Raw genomic sequence first — 19096 nt, 5'->3', positions numbered from 1 at the left:
TTCCTGCTCGCGGGGGCGGCTCCCCGGCGTGCTTCCTTCTCTTCACCCTTCGGAATCCACAGCGCGCCCACTCTCCGCCCCCGCTTCCACTACCTCTCCGTACCGGGGGATCCCGCTTGTCCGCACTGGCGTCCGTGCTGCTCCGCCGACTCCGTACCGTCTACGTCGACCAGGCAGGGCCACGCCCGGGCGACCCGTCGACGGCCGAGGGACTCGTCGCCCTGGAGGGCGAGCTGCTCGACCGGGGCTTCACACCGACGGCGGAGCTGCGCGCGGCGCTGGCCTGGCTCGGCCCCGCCGGACTGGCGGACGCCGGCCGGCAGCTGATCGGGCACCTGGACGCCGAACTCGGCGCGGACCGCGCCCACATGCCGCTGTTCCGCACCTTCCCGGCCTCCGTGCCCGACGACACGTTCGGGCTCTTCGTCGACCGGGTCTTCGCCCTGCTGCTGCAGTGGCCCGCCCAGCCCTGTGTGCTGTGCGGCACGGTGGGCAGCGTGCACCCGGTGGCGCCGTGCGCGCATCTGGTGTGCCGCGCGTGCTGGGACGGCGCCGACTACACCGGCTGCCCGCTCTGCCACCGCCGGATCGACCCCGCCGACCCGTTCCTGGTGCCCGGTGAGCCGCGTCGGCCCCGGGAGGTGCCGGCCGGCCCGCTGAAGCCGCTCGCGCTCGGCAGGGACGCCCGCGCGGACACCGTCCTCGCGCTGCGCACCCTGCTGGCCCGGCGCACCCCCCTGCCCGCCCAGGACCGGGCGGACCTGACGGTGCTGCTGGCGCACGCGCCCGCCGGCCTCGCCTGGTTCCCGGCGGACATCCCGGTCCGCGAGACCAAGGCGCTCGTGCTCGGCACCCTGCTGCGCGACCGGCACACGCGCGTGGCGGCCGGCGAACTGCTCGGCACCCACCTGACGACGGCGACGGACGTGCTGCGGCTGCTGTGCGTGTGGTCGGGCGGCACGGCGGACCTCCTGGCGCCGCCGCGGCTGCGCTCGCTGCCCCGCGCGCTGCGCGGCCGGCTGCTCGGCCTGCTGGACTCCCTCGCGGTGACCTCGCTGGTGGAGGACGTCCTGCGGCACCCGACGGGCTGGAAGCGGGCCGCCGAGACGCTGCACCCCTTCGAGCACCACGCCCGCCATCCCAGGGCCGCCCTCGCCTTCGCCGTGCTGCGCGGCACCGAGACGGCCGGTACCGGCCTGGGCGAGGCCCTGCTGCGGACGGCCGCCGCGCACCCGGAGGCCGTCGAGGCCGCGGCCGGCCGGATCCGGCCGGCCCGGTGGGGCGCGCGCGTGGAGCAGGCGCTGGCCGAGCGGGACACCCGCGCCGCGCTCGCCCTCCTGGGGCAGCGGCCGGGCGAACTGCTGCGCCGGCTGGACCATCTGCTGCGACTGCGCGCGCTCGACACGCTGCCCGAGGAGTTCGCCGAGGTGCTGCGCCGGGCGCTGCCCAAGGCGGGCCCGGGACCGCTGCTGGCCGCGCTGGGCCGGCTGCGCGTCCGCCATCTCCCGGGCGAGCGGCGGGTGTTCTTCCCGCGCGGGCAGGTCACGCACGCGTTCGCGCTCGACGACACGCGTGCGCCGCTCGCCGAGGCGGTCACCACGCGCGTGTGCGCGCTGCTGGAGGCCGAGGCGCTGCGCCGGCTGGCCGGGGCGTCCCGGTTCGATCTGGCGGTGCTCGACTCGGCGCTCTCCGGGCTCGCGGTGCCGTCCGTGGAGCGCGCCGCCGCCAAGGCCCTCGTCTCGGTGCCGCGCGGCAGCACCCAGCCGCTGCCCGAGGGCGAGGTGCTGCGCCTGTTCCTGCACTGGACGGAGCCGCCGAAGGTCCGCGTGGACCTGGACCTGTCGGTGGCGCTGTACGACGAGGACTGGGAGTTCGCCGGTCTGTGCGACTACACGAACCTCGTGCACGGCGACCGGTGGGCCGTCCACTCGGGGGATCTGACGTCGGCCCCGGCGCCGGACGGCGCCACCGAGTACGTCGACCTGGACCTCGCCGCGCTCGGCGAGCGGGGTGTGCGGTACGCGGTGCCGGTCGTCTTCAGCTTCAACGACATCCCCTTCGAGGAGCTGCCCGACGCCTTCGCCGGATTCATGGCGCTGCCCTCCGCGGCCGGCCAGGCGCGCGGCGCCGGGTACCACCCGCGCGCGGTGCGCCAGCGCTACGACCTGGAGGGCGACTCGCGCATCCATGTGCCGATGCTGGTCGACCTGCGCCACCGCACGTTCCTCTGGACGGACCTGCATCTGCCGTCGGCGGAGGGCTATCACGACGTGCACCGGCACCGTGAGGCCCTGGGCCGCGTCGCGCGGGACCTGTTCCAGTACTTCGCGCACGGCCGTACGACGCTGTGGGACCTCGCGGTGTGGCACGCGGCGGCGCGCAGCGGCGAGGTGCTGGTCGTCCGGCGCGCGCCCGCCGTGCGCGCCGCCGACGAGCTGTGGTCCTACCGGCGCCGGGACGGGGAGGCGGACACCGCGTTCGCCGCCCGGGTGCGGGCCCTCCGGGAGCCGGACCGGCGCGAGGCCGCGCGGGACGCGGCGGACGCCGACGCCCGTGCGGCCTCGGCGGCGGCGAAGCGGCACGTGCTGCTGGCGCTGGTGCACGGCGGGGTGGCGCCGGAGGCCGCGACCGGCGCGGTGTACCGGCTGCTGCCCGGCCCCGCCGACGGCTGCGGACTCGCTCCGCTGGCCGCCGGGGACCTGGTGGCGGCGCTGGGCTGAGGCCGTGGGGCCGGGCCGAACTCGCCGGGCGGGGGCGCCCGTTCACCCGCACGCGCGCGTGCGGGAACCGGGCCGCGCCCGCGGCGTACGCGTGCGCGAGCCGTGCCATGACCGGCGGGCACGGGTGTGCGGCGGCCGAGCGGGAGGGCGAGCCCGGTGCGGGCGGGCGGGACCTGAGGGACCGCGCTGTCGGTCGCGGCCCGTATCCTCAATGACCATGCTCGAAGACCTTGCGACCGCAGTGTCCTCCCCCACCGGGTGGCCGGCCGCGTATCCGAAGGGATACGCGGTCGTTGACGTGGAGACCACCGGCCTGGCCAGGGACGACCGGATCATCTCCGCCGCCGTCTACCGGCTGGACGGGCGCGGCGAGGTCGAGGACCACTGGTACACGCTGGTCAACCCGGAGCGCGATCCGGGCCCCGTGTGGATACACGGTCTGACGAGCGAGGCGCTCGAAGGGGCGCCGCTGTTCGGGGACATCGCCGACGAGTTCGCCGCCCGCCTGGACGGCCGGGTGCTGGTCGCGCACAACGCCGTCTTCGACTGGCAGATGATCGCGCGGGAGTACGCGCGCGTGCGGCGCGAGGCACCGGTGCGGCAGCGGCTGTGCACCATCGCGCTGTCGAAGGAGCTGGCCCTGCCGCTGCCCAACCACAAGCTGGAGTCGCTCGCGGCGCACTTCGGGGTCGTCCAGCAGCGGGCGCACCACGCGCTGGACGACGCGCGCGTACTGGCGGAGGCGTTCCGGCCCAGCCTGCGGGCCGCGGCGGCGGGCGGCGTACGGCTGCCGCTGCTGGAGTGCCGCCCGCTGACGGAGTGGTCGGACCGGCCGGTGCCCCGGCAGTCGACGGGGGGCTACGGCGGGTACCGGCCGGGGGGTTGGCGCCCCTCCCGCAAAAGGCCCGTGTGCCCCTATCCCAACCCAGGTCGCTACGAAGACGGCAAACCCCTCAAACAGGGCATGCGGGTCGCCTTCTCGGGTGACACGTCGACCGAGCGCGAGCTGCTGGAGGACCGCGCCGTCGAGGCCGGGCTGCACGTCGCCACCAGCATCTCCCGGCTGACCAGTCTGCTGGTGACCAACGACCCCGATTCGGGCACCTCGAAGACGGTCAAGGCCCGGCAGTACGGCACACCGGTCGTGGACGAGGCCGCGTTCGGGCAGCTGCTCCGGGACGTCGAGCCCGCGGACGCCTAGGGCGTACCGGCCGGGCGATCGTACGACCGGGTGATTACCGCACGACTCACCCGGCCCCCGCTCGCCCGGGAATCGGCGACGGCCCACCCTGTGGCCCATGGCGACATGTGAAGTCTGCGGCAATGACTACGGAATGAGTTTCGAGGTGCACGCGCAGGGCGTGGTGCATGTCTTCGACTGCTTCTCCTGCGCGATCCACCGCATGGCCCCGATCTGCGAGCACTGCCGGGTGCAGATCATCGGCCAGGGCGTGGAGGTCGAGGGCCACTGGTACTGCGGGGCGCACTGCGCCCGCGCGGAGGGGAGGACGGGCATCGTCGACCGGGTGTGACCCGGTACCCGCCTGAATGCGCCCCACGGCCCGGAGGGTACCGTCGTGGGGTGCACCGCTACCGCTTCCTGTTGTCCCGCCAGTGGGTGATCCTCACGCTCGTCGCGATCGCGCTGATCCCGACGATGATCAGGCTCGGCTTCTGGCAGGAGCACCGGTACCAGCAGCGCACGGCCCGCAACGACCTGGTCTCCCGGGCGCTGCACGCCGACCCGGTCCCCGTGGAACGGCTCACCTCCCCCGGGCACGCCGTGACCCGCTCCGAGAAGTACCGCACGGTCACCGCGACCGGCACCTTCGACACCGCGAAGGAGGTCGTGGTCCGCCGCCGGACCAACTCCGACGACGAGGTCGGCTTCCACGTCCTCACCCCGTTGGTCCTGACGGACGGCAAGGTGCTGCTGGTCAACCGCGGCTGGATCCCCGCGAACGGCGTGCAGACCGCCTTCCCGAAGATCCCCGCCCCGCCGTCCGGCCGGACCACCGTCACCGGGCGGCTGATGGCCGACGAGACGACGGCGGCGAGCGGCATCAAGAACGTCAAGGGGCTGCCCGACCGGCAGATCATGCTGATCAGCAGCGCCGAGGAGGCACAGCGGCTCGGCGCGCGGGTGCTCGGCGGCTACATCCAGCAGACCGCGCCCCGGCCCGGGAACGGCTCCCCGGAGCAGATCTCCGATCCGGGCAGCGAGGACGCCCCGCTGAACTACGCCTACATGATCCAGTGGTGGCTGTTCGCGGCGGCCGTCCCGGTCGGCTGGTGGTTCCTGGTCCGGCGGGAGATCCGCGACCGCGAGGAGGCCGCGGCGGCCGAGGCACCGGCGGAGACGGAACCGGCCACCGTGTGACCCCGGCCGGGCCGCCCGCACACCTAGCCACCGGTACACCGGCACCAGCCCCGGCCGCCTGCCCCGCCCCCTCACCCCCGGCGCCCCTCCTAGAGCGGTGTCACTCCCCCGGGCGTACCACCTGATTGGCCCTCAGGCCCGCCGGGAACCGGCTTCCCGTGAACGCGCGCATCGAGGACTACGCCCTCATCGGCGACGAGCAGACCGCGGCCCTGGTCGGCAAGGACGGTTCGATCGACTGGCTGTGCCTGCCCCGCTTCGACTCCGGCGCCTGTTTCGCGCGGCTGCTGGGCGGCGAGGACAACGGCCACTGGACGATCGCGCCGGCCGGGGCGGGCACCTGCACGCGCCGCGCCTACCGGCCCGACACCCTCGTCCTCGACACCGAGTGGGACACCCCCGAGGGCACCGTGCGCGTCACCGATCTGATGCCGCAGCGCGACCGCGCCCCCGATGTCGTCCGCATCGTGGAGGGGGTCAGCGGGCGCGTCACCGTGCACAGCACCGTCCGCCTGCGCTTCGACTACGGATCCGTCGTGCCGTGGATGCGCCGCTCCGACGGACACCGGGTGGCCGTCGCCGGTCCCGACTCGGTGTGGCTGCGCACCGAGCCCCCCGTGCGCACCTGGGGCGAGGACTTCAGCACCCGCGCGGAGGTCACCGTCGCCGAGGGCGAGCGGGTCGCGTTCGTGCTCACCTGGCACCCCTCGCACGAGCCGCGCCCCCCGCTCATCGACCCGTACCGTGCGCTGAGCGCCAGCGTCAGGGGCTGGCGGCGCTGGACGTCGCGCTGCCGCTACGACGGGCCGTTCCGGGACGCCGTCGTACGCTCCCTGATCACCCTCAAGGCCCTCACCTACACCCCGACGGGCGGGATCGTCGCCGCGGCGACCACCTCGCTGCCCGAGGAGCCGGGCGGGGTGCGCAACTGGGACTACCGCTACTGCTGGCTGCGCGACTCCACCCTCACCCTCGGCGCCCTGCTCGCCGCCGGCTACCACAGGGAGGCCGAGGCCTGGCGCGACTGGCTGCTGCGCGCGGTCGCGGGCGATCCGGCGGACCTGCAGATCATGTACGGGCTCGCGGGCGAACGGCGGCTGCCCGAATGGGAGCTGCCCTGGCTGTCCGGCTTCGCCGGGTCCACGCCCGTGCGCGTCGGCAACGCCGCCGTCGACCAGCTCCAGCTGGACGTGTACGGCGAGGTCCTGGACTCGCTGTTCCTCGCCCGCGAGTCGGGCCTTTCCACCAAGCCGCACATGTGGTCGCTCCAGTGCGCGCTGATGACGTTCCTGCAGTCGGCGTGGCGGCAGCCCGACGAGGGCCTGTGGGAGGTGCGCGGCGGCCGCCGCCAGTTCGTGCACTCCAAGGTGATGGTCTGGGTGGCCGCCGACCGCGCCGTACGGACCCTGGAGCGGTACGGCGATCTGGAGGGCGACCTCGCGGGCTGGCGGGCGATGCGCGACGAGGTGCACCGGGAGGTGTGCGAGCGGGGCTACGACCCCCGGCGCCGGACCTTCACCCAGTACTACGGCTCGCGCGAGCTGGACGCCTCCCTGCTGCTGATCCCCCGCTGCGGTTTCCTGCCGCCGGACGATCCACGGGTGATCGGCACGGTCGACGCGATCCGCGCGGAGCTGGACCAGGGCGGCTTCGTGCGCCGCTACGACACCGACGCCATCGGTGTCGACGGGATGCCGGGCGGCGAAGGCGCCTTCCTGGCCTGCTCGTTCTGGCTCGCCGACGCCCTGCACATGACGGGCCGCACCGACGAGGCCCGTCAGCTCTTCGAACGGCTGGTGGACCTCACCAACGACGTGGGACTGCTGGCCGAGGAGTACGACGCCGGGCTGGGCCGGCAGGTGGGCAACTACCCGCAGGCGTTCAGCCACATCGCGCTGGTGAACAGCGCCCTCACGCTGTTCGGGGGCGAGGCGGCCGCGATCGCCGGGCACGGGGCAGGATAGGAGCCATGGATCTTGGACTGAAGGACCGGGTGTACATCGTCACCGGAGCCACCCGGGGACTGGGCAACGCCACCGCGCGGGAACTCCTCGCCGACGGCGCGAAGGTGGTCATCACCGGGCGGGACGAGCGGCAGGTCGCCGACGCCGCCGCCGAACTGGGCCCGAACGCGGCGGGCGTGGCCGTGGACAACGCGGACGAGCGGGCGCCCGAGCTGCTGATCGCCGCCGCCCGTGAGCGCTTCGGCGGCCTCCACGGTGTGCTGATCAGCGTGGGCGGACCGCCGCCGGGGTTCGTCGCCGACAACACCGACGAGCAGTGGCGGGCCGCGTTCGAGTCGGTGTTCCTCGGCGCGGTGCGGCTCGCCCGCGCGGCGGCGGCCGAACTGGAGGAGGGCGGGGTCATCGGGTTCGTGCTGTCGGGGTCGGTGTACGAGCCGATCGGCGGGCTCACCATCTCCAACGGGCTGCGGCCGGGGCTCGCCGGGTTCGCCAAGTCGCTCGCCGACGAGCTGGGGCCGCGCGGGATCCGGGTGGTGGGCGTGCTGCCGGGGCGGATCGCCACGGACCGCATGCGTGAGCTGGACGCGCGGTCGGCCGACCCCGAGGCCACCCGGCGGGCCAACGAGTCGGGCATCCCGCTGCGCCGGTACGGCGTGCCCGCGGAGTTCGGGCGGGTCGCCGCGTTCCTGCTGTCCCCGGCGGCCTCGTACGTGACGGGGGTCATGGTGCCGGTGGACGGCGGGAGCCGGCACGGGTTCTAGGGCGCGCACGCGCCGCGCGGCAGACGGGAATTGCCGGACGGGCCACAGGGCGCCGCCGGCGCGGGGAGGTCATGTCACCCGCTCCGCGCGGTGCCCGGCCTCCCCCGTCCTGACCTCGGCCGGCTGGGCGGCTCACGGGGGCGGGCCGGCGCTTCGGTGGTGAAGCCGGTGAGGGCCGCGGCCGGAGCCGCCTCCGGGTCCAGCCCGGGCCAGGCCCGTACCGTCCGGTCCGGTACGGCGGCCCCGCAGCGGGATCCGGGTACGGGCCGTGCCCGCCTGGCCGGCCGCCTCTGCCGCCAGGGCGCTCTCCAGGGCCCGGTCGCGCAGCCGTGCGCCCGCGCCGTCCCCGGAGTGCTCCGGCTGACGGGGACGCTCGGCGGCCTCGGCCGGGCCGTGCACATCGAGGAGCACCTCCGGGACGGCGCGCTGCCCCACCGTCATGTACGCGTCGAGCCGGCGGCCGGCGCGGACCACCGGACCGTGGACGTGGCCCGGCGGGTCCGCGCGGCCGTGCGTGAGGCGTTGCGGGACCGGCCGACGGTGGCGGTCCCGGTCACGGCGGTGAGCCGGCCCGGCCGGGCCCCGCGGTCATTCGCCGAGGCCCGCCAGGTCCCGCAGCCGCCGTGCCTGGGCAGCCCGCTCGGCCGCACGCTGTTCCTCGTACGTGCGGCCGGCGGCATGCTGCAGCAGCCCCTTGGTCTCCACCACGGCGTCGCGCGGCGCGGCCAGCACCGCGGCGGCCAGGTCCCGCACCGCCGCGTCGAGTTCCGCCGCGGGCACCGCCAGGTTGGCCAGCCCGCTCGACACCGCCTCGGCGGCCCCGACGAACCGGCCGGTCACGCAGATCTCCAGCGCCCGGCCGTATCCGACGAGCCCGACCAGCGGATGGGTGCCGGTCAGGTCGGGGACGAGACCGAGGCTGGTCTCACGCATGGCGAACTGCACGTCGTCGGCGACGACCCGCAGGTCGCAGCCGAGCGCGAGCTGGAAGCCGGCCCCGATGGCATGCCCCTGGACAGCGGCGATGGACACGATGTCGGTCCGCCGCCACCAGGTGAACGCCTCCTGGAATTCGGCGATGCCCTCGTCGAGCCCGGCGTCGTCACGGCGCGCGAGTTCGATGAAGGTCGGCTCGCCCGGGATGCCCTCCGGGGTGAACATCTGCCGGTCGAGACCGGCGGAGAAGGACTTGCCCTCGCCACGCAGCACCACGACCCGGACGGAGCCCGGCAGCAGCTGCCCGGCCTCGGCGAGCGCCCGCCACAGGGCGGGACTCTGTGCGTTGCGCTTGGCCGGGTTGGTCAGCGTCACCGTGGCGAGCGCGTCGTCGACGGTGAGCCGTACGCCGTCCTTGTCGAGTACGGCAGCGAGGTCCTGGTCGGGCGAAGCCATGGGGCGCCTCCGATGGGTGCGGTCAGCTGAGCAAAGCTAAGTGACTGCACAGTAACCACCCGGCCGATCGGACAGCCGACCGGGTGGCCACCATCGAAGCCGATGGGCCGCCCGGCGTCAGGACGTAGCGGCCTTCTTGCCCCGGGTCGCTCCGCCACGCCCACGCAGCGTGACGCCGGACTCGCTGAGCATCCGGTGTACGAAGCCATACGAGCGGCCGGTCTCCTCGGCCAGCGCCCGGATGCTCGCACCGGAGTCGTACTTCTTCTTCAGGTCTGCCGCGAGCTTGTCGCGCGCGGCGCCGGTCACCCGGCTGCCCTTCTTCAGAGTCTCGGCCACCCGTGCCTCCTCATGGGAAGTGCGCTCTGGTCTCCTCATGATCACCCCTCCTGGGCGTGATGGCCACCCATTCGGCAAGGTCGGTGAGACATCGTTGTGACGACAGGAGCGGATCCCCACAAGCGGAATTGATGATTCCAGCGGGCGGGATCCATGGGGCCGTCCGGGTGGATTCGCGAAGTACCAGGTCAGGGACGCGAAGCGGCCGAGCCCTTGGGGGCCAAGGGCTCGGCCGGAAAATCCGTGTACGACACACCCCGATACCAGGAGATCTCACACAGATGATGGATCACGGATGGGCCGAATGATCCATACGCCGTGGATCAGGCTTTCGATCAGGCGAGCGCGACGAGGTCCGCGTAGTCGGAACCCCACAGATCCTCGACACCGTCGGGCAGCAGGATGATCCGCTCCGGCTGGAGCGCCTCGACGGCGCCCTCGTCGTGGGTGACGAGGACGACCGCGCCCTTGTAGGTGCGCAGCGCGCCCAGGATCTCCTCGCGGCTCGCCGGGTCCAGGTTGTTGGTCGGCTCGTCGAGGAGGAGCACGTTCGCCGAGGAGACGACGAGGGTGGCGAGGGCGAGACGGGTCTTCTCGCCGCCGGAGAGGACACCGGCGGGCTTGTCGACGTCGTCGCCGGAGAACAGGAACGAGCCGAGCACCTTGCGGACCTCGACCAGGTCCATGTCGGGGGCGGCCGAGCGCATGTTCTCCAGGACCGTGCGCTCGGGGTCGAGGGTCTCGTGCTCCTGCGCGTAGTAGCCGAGCTTGAGGCCGTGACCGGGGACGACCTCGCCGGTGTCGGGCTTCTCGACGCCGCCGAGCAGGCGCAGCAGGGTGGTCTTGCCGGCGCCGTTGAGACCCAGGATGACCACCCGGGAGCCCTTGTCGATGGCCAGGTCGACGTCGGTGAAGATCTCCAGCGAGCCGTACGACTTCGACAGCCCCTCGGCCATCAACGGGGTCTTGCCGCAGGGCGAGGGGTCCGGGAAGCGGAGCTTGGCGACCTTGTCGGAGACGCGGACGGCGTCGAGGCCGGCCAGCAGCTTGTCGGCGCGGCGGGCCATGTTCTGCGCGGCGACCGTCTTGGTGGCCTTGGCGCGCATCTTGTCGGCCTGCGAGTGCAGCGCGGCGGCCTTCTTCTCGGCGTTGGCACGCTCGCGCTTGCGGCGCTTCTCGTCGGCCTCGCGCTGCTGCTGGTAGAGCTTCCAGCCCATGTTGTAGACATCGATCTGGGAGCGGTTGGCGTCCAGGTAGAACACCTTGTTGACCACGGTCTCCACGAGATCGACGTCGTGGGAGATCACGATGAAGCCGCCGCGGTAGGTCTTCAGGTAGTCCCGCAGCCAGATGATCGAGTCCGCGTCGAGGTGGTTGGTGGGCTCGTCGAGCAGCAGGGTGTCGGCGTCCGAGAACAGGATGCGCGCCAGCTCGATACGGCGGCGCTGACCGCCGGAGAGCGTGTGCAGCGGCTGGCCCAGCACCCGGTCCGGCAGGTTCAGGGCGGCGGCGATGGTGGCGGCCTCGGCCTCGGCGGCGTACCCGCCCTTGGTGAGGAACTCCGTCTCCTGGCGCTCGTACTGCTTCATCGCCTTGTCGCGGGTGGAGCCCTTGCCGTTGGCGATGCGCTCCTCGTTCTCGCGCATCTTGCGGATCAGCACGTCGAGCCCGCGCGCGGACAGGACGCGGTCGCGGGCGAGCACGTCCAGGTCGCCGGTGCGGGGGTCCTGCGGGAGGTAGCCGACCTCGCCGGAGCGGGTGATCGTGCCGCCGGCCGGGATGCCCTCGCCGGCCAGGCACTTGGTGAGGGTGGTCTTGCCGGCGCCGTTGCGGCCGACCAGGCCGATGCGGTCGCCCTTGGCCACACGGAAGGTGGCGTTCTCGATGAGGACGCGCGCGCCGGCGCGCAGCTCGATACCGGAGGCGGAGATCACGGACAGACTCCAGAGCATGCAGGGAAATTGGCGGGTGGGCGGCTGAGGACGTTCCCGCCGTCTAATGCGCGAGGAGAATGGCCATGGGCCCTAGTCTAACGGGGCCCGGCAAGCGCTTTTCCGGCGTCCAGGTGTGCGGGCCGCGGGCGGGACGGGTCGTTGCCCAGCGGGGTGCGCCCCGGCGCGATCCTTCCCAGGTCGTCCAGGGCCACGAGCTGGCCGGTCCAGGCGCTGTCCGTGCACGGCTGGGCGAGGAGCAGCGCGGTGCCCCGCCGTACGGCGCCCTCGGGGCGGAACGCGCAGCCCTTGCGCGCGGGCAGGACCCAGCGCAGATCGCCGTCGGCGGTGCGGTAGGCGGTGACGCGGCGCGGGGTGACGACGGCGAGGATGCCGCGGCCGAGGGGGCGCAGGACGCCGCTGCCGCCCTGGGCCGGGAGCCACTCCGCCGCGTCGGGCAGGGCCCGGTGCCAGAGCACGGATCGGCCGTCGGTGTCGGTGACCAGTCCGTCGTCCCAGAGCGCGATCGCCTCCCCGCGCGCGGGGAGCACGGAGACGGGCCGGTGCCCCGCGCGCGCGTAGCGCCAGCGCAGCGTGCCGGTGCGGCTGTCGTAGCCGGCCACCGCCCCGCCCTGCGCCCGCGCGGCCCAGACGTCCGCGTGCCGCTTCCCGTGTCCGCCGGGGAGGAGCCGGTCGCCGTAGGGGGCGGGCCGCAGGTGCCGGGCCGCCCCGAGCAGGGCGAGCGCCACGACGGCCGCGAGGAGGGCTGCGGCGGCGCGGCGGGCGTGGGTACGCGTGCGGCTGCGGGGGCGCGTGCGACGGTCGGTGCACGTGCGGCTGCGGGTACGGGGGGTACGGCGGAGGCGTGCGAGTGCGGTGGGACGCGGGGTGGAGTGCGTTTCCGGGGCCGGAGTGATCGCGGGGCGCGGGCGGGGCCTGTGTGGTGGAAGCGGCACCCTGCCCCCTCTGGTAGCCACCGGCCGGATCGGTGCGGTGAGTGTAGTCACCGCCTGCCGGAGCGAGCGCACGACTTGTCTGCCTAAGGTGGAATATCACCCATTTGGTGGTCTGTTCGTCGGCGGAGGGCGGCGGGGCGGGCGAGGATGGCGCCGGGGGCCGGGGACGGGCGTGGTCGGAAGGCGGTGGCGCGTGCAGTTCGACGACGACGCGAACCTGGACACCTCCGAGGTGCAGGATGTGCGCGGCAGCCGGATCCCGGGCGGGCGGGCCACCGTCGGCGGCGGCGTCATCGGCCTGATCGCGCTGCTGCTCGGCCTCTTCCTGGGCGTCGGCCCGGACCAGCTGGGCCTGTCGTCCGGCGGCGAGTCGCCCCAGCCCGCCGCCTCCTCGCTCGCCCAGGTCCAGCAGTCCTGCCGTACCGGCCGGGACGCGAACTCCAGGGACGACTGCCGGGCGGTGGCCGTGGTGAACAGCGTGCAGGACTACTGGACGCAGGAGTTCCAGCGGCAGGGGCGCCGCTACACCGGCTCGCCGACGGTGTTCTTCAGCGACCGGGTCGGCACCGCGTGCGGCGTGGCGACCGCCGCGGTCGGTCCCTTCTACTGCCCCGGCGACCGCAAGGTCTATCTGGACCTGGGCTTCTTCGACGACCTGCGGACGAAGTTCGGCTCCAGCGGCGGCCCCTTCGCCCAGGCGTACGTGATCGCGCACGAGTACGGGCACCATGTGCAGGACCTGCTCGGCGTGCTCGACCGCTCCCGGGACGGGCTGACCGGCGCGAGCAGCAACTCGGTGCGCACGGAACTGCAGGCCGACTGCTACGCGGGCGTGTGGGCGCACCACGCGACGACCACGCCCGACGAGTCCACCGGGCGCCCGCTGATCACCAGCCTGCCGACCTCCGACATCGAGGACGGCCTGAGCGCCGCCGCGGCCGTGGGCGACGACCGGATCCAGGAGCGGTACCAGGGCCGGGTGACACCGGAGACCTGGACGCACGGCTCGGCGCAGCAGCGGCAGCAGTGGTTCCTGCAGGGCTACCGGACCGGCGACATGGCGGGGTGCGACACCTTCCGCTGACGCGTTGTCAGTGCCGCCTGCCAGACTCGGTGGCACGGCAGTACCGATGCGCGAAGGGGTGATCGGCATGGCAGGCACGGGCGGCGCACGGCCGGGCGTCTTTCCCACGCTGCTGTACGCGGACGCGAAGGCGGCGATCAGGCAGCTCACAGAGGCCCTCGGCTTCACCGAGCTGTCGGTGTACGAGGCGGAGGACGGCAAGGTGCTGCACGCCGAGCTGGTCCAGGGCGGCGGCGCGGTGATGATCGGCTCCAAGGGCCGCGGCGGCCTCTTCGACACGGCGATGAAGGAAGCGGGACCCACCGGGGTGTACGTCGTGGTGGACGACGTGGACGCCCACCACGAGCGGGCCGTGGAGCACGGGGTGGAGATCCTGATGCCCCCGACGGACCAGGACTACGGCTCGCGGGACTACATGGCCCGGGACGCCGAGGGGAACATCTGGAGCTTCGGGACGTACGCCCCCGAGATCGGGGTCTGACTCCCGCCCGCTCCGGCCGTCCCCCGGTGCGGGCCCGTCATCCTCCGGTGTGCACCTGGAAAGCGGCCCGGCGCACGGCCTTGGCCAGGGCCGGGTCGGGGTGCGCCGCGGCGAGCGCGACCAGGACCTGCACGGTGCGCGGGTGGCCGACGGCGCGGACCTCGTCGAGCAGCTGGGGCACGGTGGGCTGCACCGCGGACTCCAGATGCCGGACCAGCATCGGCGCCTCGCCGTGGTCGGCGACGGCGGCGGCGGTGTCCACCCACAGCCAGGTGGCCTCCTCCCGGGTGAGCACCTCGTGGGCGTCCTCCGGGTCGACGCCGTCGTGCTCGGCGAGCCACAGCAGGGCGTACGGCCGCAGCGCCGGCTCCTCCACGACGGACCGTACGGCGGGCTCGGCGGGGGCGCCGACGACGCGCAGCGCCTCGAAGGCGAGGCCGCGGGAGAGGGCGTCGTCGCCGCGGGCGGCGTCGATCAGCTGGGTGACGGCGCTGCCGACGGGACGGGCGGCGAGCCAGGCGCGGTACTCGGCGCGGGCCGCGTTGGGGCGGAGCTGGGCGCAGCCGCGGAGCATGTCCTCGGCGGACTGCTCGATGTTGCCGGCGGGGCTCTGCGCGGCCACGCAGATCTGCTCCAGCTTGACCCACACCGCCCAGCTGCCCAGCGGGGTGAGCGTGGCCTGGCCGCCTCCGTAGGTGAGGGCGCCCACGGCCGCGAGGGCGCCCAGCGCCCAGTCGAGCAGCGGGGCGAGCGGGGCGTCGGCGGCGGGTGCGGGGTCCACCGGGACCGGGGATCCGCCCGGCCGGCCCGTGCCGGGCTCGTAGGAGACCTCGCAGCGTTCGGTGCGCAGCTCGGTGACCCGCTGCTGGAGCAGGTCGAGCAGCTGCTCGACCGGCACCGGGCCGGCGGAGAGCTGAAGGAAGGAGAGCACCTGGGGCATGGCCGAGACGACCTCGGCGACGGCGGCGGGCTCCAGGCCTTCCGGTTCGGGACTGGCGAGCGACCAGGCGTCGAAGAGGGCGACCCAGCCGCGCAGCACGGCACTGTCGTCGCGGTTCCAGGCGCGCAGGCGCCAGCCGGGGCGCGCGCTGTCGCCGTGCACCTCGACGAGTCCGGCGAGGCGGGCGGTGTCCCAGTCGGCGCGGATCTGAACGGCGCTCAGCCCGAGGTCGGCGGCGGCGCGTTCGGCGGTGGCGTCGGAGAGGGTGGCCTTGCCGTCGGTGGTGGCGCTGTCCCGGCCGGGGCCGAGGGCGGCGTCGGCCCAGCGGGCGACACGAGCCGCGCCGGCCAGCCCGGTGCGGGCCATTCCGGCCAGTTCGGCGGGGGCGGGTGTGCCCTCCGGCGGCCGGGGTGCGGGGCGGCGTGAGCGCCGCTGGTTCACAGCTCTGGGGGCGGCGGCCAGGGGTCGCGGTCGGACGAGTCGAAGCCTGGAGTCGCGCGGGATACGGGACGTCACGGGTGCAGTCTTCCGGTTGACGGTCCGAAAACCCAAACGGAATGTCACGGCGGGCGACGGGGCTGGCCAACGCACGGGGTACGGAAAGGGCCGGAGGGGCAGGATCGAGCCAGCCGTACGGCCTTAAACGGAATGCTTCGCACCGGTGCCGGGGCGCGGCGGGTCCGGTGTCACATCAGCGGGGTCAGGAACCGGCGCAGCCGTTCCTCGTACTCCGCGGGGTCGGCGTTCCACATCGCCGCGTGCGGGGCGTGCGGGACGGTGTGCAGGGAGACGAGGTCGGGGCGTCGCCGGGCGAGCCTGCGGGACAGCGCCCAGGGGGCGACGCGGTCGTCCGGGCCGTGGATGATCAGGGTGGGGACCTGGAGCCGGACGGGGTCGGTGATCTCCGCGGACCCGTCGGCGCCCAGTCCGGCCCGGCCCTGCGCGGCCCACACGGCGAGCGGCAGCAGCGGCTGCGGGGTGTGGCGGGCCCTGGCGAGGGCCCGCAGCGTGGCCTCCCAGCTGAGCACCGGGGAGTCCAGGACGAGCCCGGCGATGCGGTCGCGGACCACGGAGTGCTCGGCGGCGCGCAGGGCCATGGTGGCGCCGGTGGACCAGCCGAGCAGGACGACCCGGCGGGCGCCGTAGCGGACGGCGTAGCGGATCGCCGCCTCGACGTCGCGCCACTCGGTCTCGCCGAGGTGGTTCAGCCCGTCCGGCGGCCGGGGTGCGCCGAGGTCGCCGCGGTAGGCGAGGGCAAGGACCGGCAGCCGGCGGCCGTGCAGGAACCCCAGGACGTTCATGGCGTGCTCCCGGGTGGCGCCGAGGCCGTGCACGGCGATCACCCAGGTGTCCCGGTACCCGGGCACGAACCAGGCGGGCAGGGCGCCGAGTTCGCCGGGCACGTCGACGTCGGCGTGGTCGAGGCCGAGGGCGGCGCCGGGGTTGCCGACGTACAGGTTGGGGGTGAGCCATACCGCGTCGCCGGCCGCGAGGGTGCCGTGGGTGACGCGTTCCAGGCGCCGTACGACGGTGTCGGCGGTGACCGCGGCGGACTCCAGCACGGGGCCGACGACCGCGTGGGAGCCGTCGCCGGCGAGGCCGTAGGTGCCGGGGCGCTGCGAGGCCAGGTCGCGGGTGAGCGTGATCTGGCCGGCGGCGGTGCCGTGCACGGTGAGGCGGGGCTCGGTGGGCAGCGGCCGGCCGGCGGGCGCCTTCAGCGCGGCGTCGCTGGCGAGCCGGCCGGCGGCCACGGACGCCATGCCGGCGGCCAGGAACGCGGTGAGCCCGGCGGCCGTGGCTCTGGCGGTGGCTTTGACGGTGGGCACGGGTCCAGTGTCGTGGCGGTCGTGGCCACCGGCCAGTGGAACGGACCGGCCGGCGGGAATCCGGCGGGGGCGCCGGGGGCGCACGAGAGCACGGCGGGGACACCGGGACCGGCACGGGGAGGAGCGGGCCCGGGGGGGGGGGGGGACGCGGTCACGCAGGGAAGCGGCCCCGGAGGGACGCCGGAGCGCGGTCCGGCACGGCCGGCGTCACTTCCGCTGGCCGTAGCCCTTCAGGCGGGCCCCGGCCTCGGCCAGCTGCGCCTCGGTCAGCAGGGACGGGGCCCGCCCCGGCAGCGAGGACGCCGTCAGCCACAGGCGGCACATCCACTCCAGCTGGGCCGTGCGGTCGTAGGCCTGGTCGAGGGTGGCGCCGTAGGTGATCGTGCCGTGGTTCTGCAGCAGGCAGCCGGAGCGGCCTTCGAGCGCGCGGAGCATGTTCTCGGCGAGTTCGTCGGTGCCGTAGGCGGCGTAGGCGGCGACGCGGACGGGCCCGCCGAGCGCGGCGGCCATGTAGTGGATCAGCGGGAGCTCGGGCACCAGCGTGGCGACCGCCGTGGCGTGCACGGCGTGGGTGTGGACGACGGCGCGGGCGTCGGTGGTGCGGTAGACGGCGAGGTGCATCGGCAGCTCGCTGGTCGGCACGAGGGTGCCGAGCACCTGGCGTCCGTCGAGGTCGACGCCGGTGATGTCGGCGGGGGTGAGCCGGTCGTAGGGGACGCCGGACGGGGTGACCAGCACGAGGTCGCCGACGCGGGCGGAGACGTTGCCCGAGGTGCCGACCACCAGCCCGTCGGCGACGGACCGGCGGGCCGTCGCCACCAGCTCCGCCCAGAGCCCTGCCTCGTCCTGCCGCGCGTCCTGTCGCCCGTCTGCCGTGTGCCGCGGTTCAGCCATGCGGCGATCCTGCCAGCCGGACCGGCGCAGTGCGGGCGGGCCGGCTGTTCCGGTCCGAAACCCGTACGGCCGAACGGGTGGATCCCGGTGCGAAACGCCGGGAATCGGCGGGGACGCACCGCGCGGCGAGCCTTCAATGATCTCTCTTGCCCACTGGACGACCGCCGCCGCCCGCGAGGGCCAGGGGCTGTCGTCAGCCACCCCGGGGAGACGCATGGCCCGTGAACGCACCCTCGTCCGCCGCCGCGCCGGTGTCCTCGTGGCGGCCACTGCGGCGGCCCTCGCCCTCACGGGCACCGCGGCCGCGTCGGCCGGACCGCCGAGATCGGCGGGGCCGGCGGGATCACCGGTGTCCGCCGCGGCCCCGCTCCTCGCGGACTCACCGGCGACCTGGAGATCACCGGTCGCGGCCGGTTCGCCGGTGGCGGCCGGCTCACCTGACCTGACCGGATCACGCAAGCCCGCCGGCCCGCTGAAGCCCGCCGGGATCCTGGACCGCAGCGGCGCCCTCGATCCCGCCAAGGCGCTGGACCCGACCGGGGCGCTGGGCCCGGCCGGGACCATGGACCCGCCCGGGGGACCGGACCCGGCCGACTTGCTCGGCCCCGCCGGGACGCTGGGCGCCGTCTGGCCGCTGCGCGCGGCGACCGGCCGGCCCCGGGGACACGACGTGTCGTCCCACCAGAAGGGCGTCGACTGGCCGGCCGCCCGGGCGAGGGGCGCGCGGTTCGTCTACATCAAGGCGACCGAGTCCACGGACTACCGCAACCCCTACTTCTCCGGGCAGTACACCGGCGCCCGCAAGGCGGGCCTGATCCGGGGCGCGTATCACTTCGCCCTGCCGGACAAGTCCTCCGGCGCCCGGCAGGCCGACTACCTCGTGCACCACGGCGGCGGCTGGCAGGCGGACGGCTGGACGCTGCCGCCCGCGCTCGACATCGAGTACAACCCGTACAGCAAGAAGCACAAGTGCTACGGGCTGAGCAAGGGGCGGATGGTCGGCTGGATCCGCTCGTTCAGCGACGAGGTCAAGCGGGAGACCGGCCGCCGGCCGGTGATCTACACCACGACCCAGTGGTGGAAGCTGTGCACCGGGAACAGCCGCGCCTTCTCCTCCACGCACGCCCTGTGGGTGGCCCGGCACGGCACTTCGGGGCCGGGGACGCTGCCCGGGGGCTGGCAGTTCTGGACGTTCTGGCAGTACGGCATCAAGGGCAAGCTGCCGGGTGACCAGAATCTCTTCAACGGGTCCCTGAGCAGGCTGCGGATCTTCGCGCGGGGCCGCTAGCCAAGGGGCACTTGAGGCGGCGCCGCAAAGACCGAGCAAAGCGGAGTCCAAACCCCCCTCCCGGACATCGCGATACCTCCCTCAGTTCACCTTCCGTTCACCCAGGTTGCCTACGTTCGTCCGGCCGATGACCTCGAAAG

Annotated in this window: 17 protein-coding genes; 9 read left to right on the top strand and 8 right to left on the bottom strand. The window is 74.3% G+C overall.

Annotation, left to right across the window (positions count from 1 at the left end):
• The first annotated feature begins 116 nt into the window (after positions 1-116).
• The 6 genes from ACF073_RS37480 to ACF073_RS37455 all read left to right on the top strand — a co-directional run bounded on the left by ACF073_RS37480 (position 117) and on the right by ACF073_RS37455 (position 7825).
• On the top strand, positions 117-2720 hold the full coding sequence (locus ACF073_RS37480) for an MXAN_6230/SCO0854 family RING domain-containing protein (protein ID WP_392075970.1): 2604 nt from the start codon (positions 117-119) through the stop codon (positions 2718-2720).
• 217 nt (positions 2721-2937) lie between these two features.
• Positions 2938-3921 (top strand): DEDDh family exonuclease, encoded by a 984-nt coding sequence (locus ACF073_RS37475; RefSeq protein ID WP_392075969.1) that lies wholly within the window; start codon positions 2938-2940, stop codon positions 3919-3921.
• 97 nt (positions 3922-4018) lie between these two features.
• Entirely contained in the window at positions 4019-4252 is a 234-nt protein-coding gene (locus tag ACF073_RS37470; protein WP_392075968.1) for a hypothetical protein, read from the top strand.
• Positions 4253-4302: 50 nt separating this feature from the next.
• The gene (locus tag ACF073_RS37465; RefSeq protein WP_392075967.1) at positions 4303-5100 is read left to right on the top strand and encodes an SURF1 family protein; all 798 of its coding nucleotides are present in this window, start codon (positions 4303-4305) and stop codon (positions 5098-5100) included.
• A gap of 158 nt (positions 5101-5258) precedes the next feature.
• A complete protein-coding gene (locus ACF073_RS37460; protein WP_392075966.1) occupies positions 5259-7064 on the top strand; it encodes a glycoside hydrolase family 15 protein in 1806 nt (601 codons plus the stop codon).
• A 5-nt stretch (positions 7065-7069) separates the two neighbouring features.
• The gene (locus tag ACF073_RS37455; protein WP_392075965.1) at positions 7070-7825 is read left to right on the top strand and encodes an SDR family oxidoreductase; all 756 of its coding nucleotides are present in this window, start codon (positions 7070-7072) and stop codon (positions 7823-7825) included.
• A 132-nt stretch (positions 7826-7957) separates the two neighbouring features.
• Here ACF073_RS37455 and ACF073_RS37450 read toward each other — a convergent pair whose 3' ends face one another.
• From ACF073_RS37450 to ACF073_RS37430, 5 genes are all read right to left on the bottom strand, one after another.
• Positions 7958-8299, bottom strand: a complete 342-nt coding sequence (locus tag ACF073_RS37450; protein WP_392075964.1) for a hypothetical protein — start codon at positions 8297-8299, stop codon at positions 7958-7960.
• 114 nt (positions 8300-8413) lie between these two features.
• The gene (locus tag ACF073_RS37445; RefSeq protein ID WP_392075963.1) at positions 8414-9217 is read right to left on the bottom strand and encodes an enoyl-CoA hydratase/isomerase family protein; all 804 of its coding nucleotides are present in this window, start codon (positions 9215-9217) and stop codon (positions 8414-8416) included.
• A 117-nt stretch (positions 9218-9334) separates the two neighbouring features.
• Complete coding sequence (locus tag ACF073_RS37440) at positions 9335-9556, bottom strand: helix-turn-helix domain-containing protein (RefSeq protein ID WP_010355597.1); 222 nt, start codon at positions 9554-9556, stop codon at positions 9335-9337.
• Between the two features lie 335 nt (positions 9557-9891).
• Positions 9892-11490, bottom strand: coding sequence for an ABC-F family ATP-binding cassette domain-containing protein (locus tag ACF073_RS37435; protein WP_392076021.1), 1599 nt, complete (start codon positions 11488-11490; stop codon positions 9892-9894).
• A gap of 95 nt (positions 11491-11585) precedes the next feature.
• Positions 11586-12236: a hypothetical protein gene (locus ACF073_RS37430; protein WP_392075962.1), complete on the bottom strand. Its 651-nt coding sequence runs from the start codon at positions 12234-12236 to the stop codon at positions 11586-11588.
• A gap of 400 nt (positions 12237-12636) precedes the next feature.
• Here ACF073_RS37430 and ACF073_RS37425 point away from each other — a divergent pair, with 400 nt between their 5' ends.
• On the top strand, positions 12637-13527 hold the full coding sequence (locus ACF073_RS37425) for a neutral zinc metallopeptidase (protein WP_392075961.1): 891 nt from the start codon (positions 12637-12639) through the stop codon (positions 13525-13527).
• Between the two features lie 67 nt (positions 13528-13594).
• Entirely contained in the window at positions 13595-14008 is a 414-nt protein-coding gene (locus tag ACF073_RS37420) for a VOC family protein (RefSeq protein ID WP_392075960.1), read from the top strand.
• Positions 14009-14045: 37 nt separating this feature from the next.
• Here the strand turns inward: ACF073_RS37420 and ACF073_RS37415 are convergent, their stop codons facing one another.
• The 3 genes from ACF073_RS37415 to ACF073_RS37405 all read right to left on the bottom strand — a co-directional run bounded on the left by ACF073_RS37415 (position 14046) and on the right by ACF073_RS37405 (position 17668).
• A complete protein-coding gene (locus ACF073_RS37415; RefSeq protein WP_392075959.1) occupies positions 14046-15464 on the bottom strand; it encodes a hypothetical protein in 1419 nt (472 codons plus the stop codon).
• A 170-nt stretch (positions 15465-15634) separates the two neighbouring features.
• Positions 15635-16708: an alpha/beta hydrolase gene (locus ACF073_RS37410; protein WP_392076020.1), complete on the bottom strand. Its 1074-nt coding sequence runs from the start codon at positions 16706-16708 to the stop codon at positions 15635-15637.
• A gap of 273 nt (positions 16709-16981) precedes the next feature.
• Positions 16982-17668 carry a class II aldolase/adducin family protein gene (locus ACF073_RS37405; protein WP_392075958.1) on the bottom strand — a complete coding sequence of 229 codons (687 nt, stop codon included), beginning with the start codon at positions 17666-17668 and terminating at the stop codon, positions 16982-16984.
• Between the two features lie 562 nt (positions 17669-18230).
• Here ACF073_RS37405 and ACF073_RS37400 point away from each other — a divergent pair.
• Positions 18231-18956, top strand: a complete 726-nt coding sequence (locus ACF073_RS37400) for a lysozyme (protein ID WP_392076019.1) — start codon at positions 18231-18233, stop codon at positions 18954-18956.
• The last annotated feature ends 140 nt before the right edge of the window (positions 18957-19096 follow it).

The sequence above is a fragment of the Streptomyces sp. NPDC015171 genome, assembly GCF_043079545.1.
In the GTDB taxonomy this organism is placed as follows: domain Bacteria; phylum Actinomycetota; class Actinomycetes; order Streptomycetales; family Streptomycetaceae; genus Streptomyces.
This window is presented reverse-complemented; position numbering and strand designations above follow the sequence as displayed.

What these genes read in the sequence shown, in the direction of transcription:
- ACF073_RS37475 (WP_392075969.1), top strand. Translation starts at nt 2,938, where the DNA reads ATGCTCGAAGACCTTGCGACCGCAGTGTCCTCCCCCACCGGGTGGCCG.
- ACF073_RS37470 (WP_392075968.1), top strand. Translation starts at nt 4,019, where the DNA reads ATGGCGACATGTGAAGTCTGCGGCAATGACTACGGAATGAGTTTCGAG.
- ACF073_RS37455 (WP_392075965.1), top strand. Translation starts at nt 7,070, where the DNA reads ATGGATCTTGGACTGAAGGACCGGGTGTACATCGTCACCGGAGCCACC.
- ACF073_RS37445 (WP_392075963.1), bottom strand. Translation starts at nt 9,217, where the DNA reads ATGGCTTCGCCCGACCAGGACCTCGCTGCCGTACTCGACAAGGACGGC.
- ACF073_RS37420 (WP_392075960.1), top strand. Translation starts at nt 13,595, where the DNA reads ATGGCAGGCACGGGCGGCGCACGGCCGGGCGTCTTTCCCACGCTGCTG.
- ACF073_RS37410 (WP_392076020.1), bottom strand. Translation starts at nt 16,708, where the DNA reads ATGGCGTCCGTGGCCGCCGGCCGGCTCGCCAGCGACGCCGCGCTGAAG.
- ACF073_RS37405 (WP_392075958.1), bottom strand. Translation starts at nt 17,668, where the DNA reads ATGGCTGAACCGCGGCACACGGCAGACGGGCGACAGGACGCGCGGCAG.
- ACF073_RS37400 (WP_392076019.1), top strand. Translation starts at nt 18,231, where the DNA reads ATGGACCCGCCCGGGGGACCGGACCCGGCCGACTTGCTCGGCCCCGCC.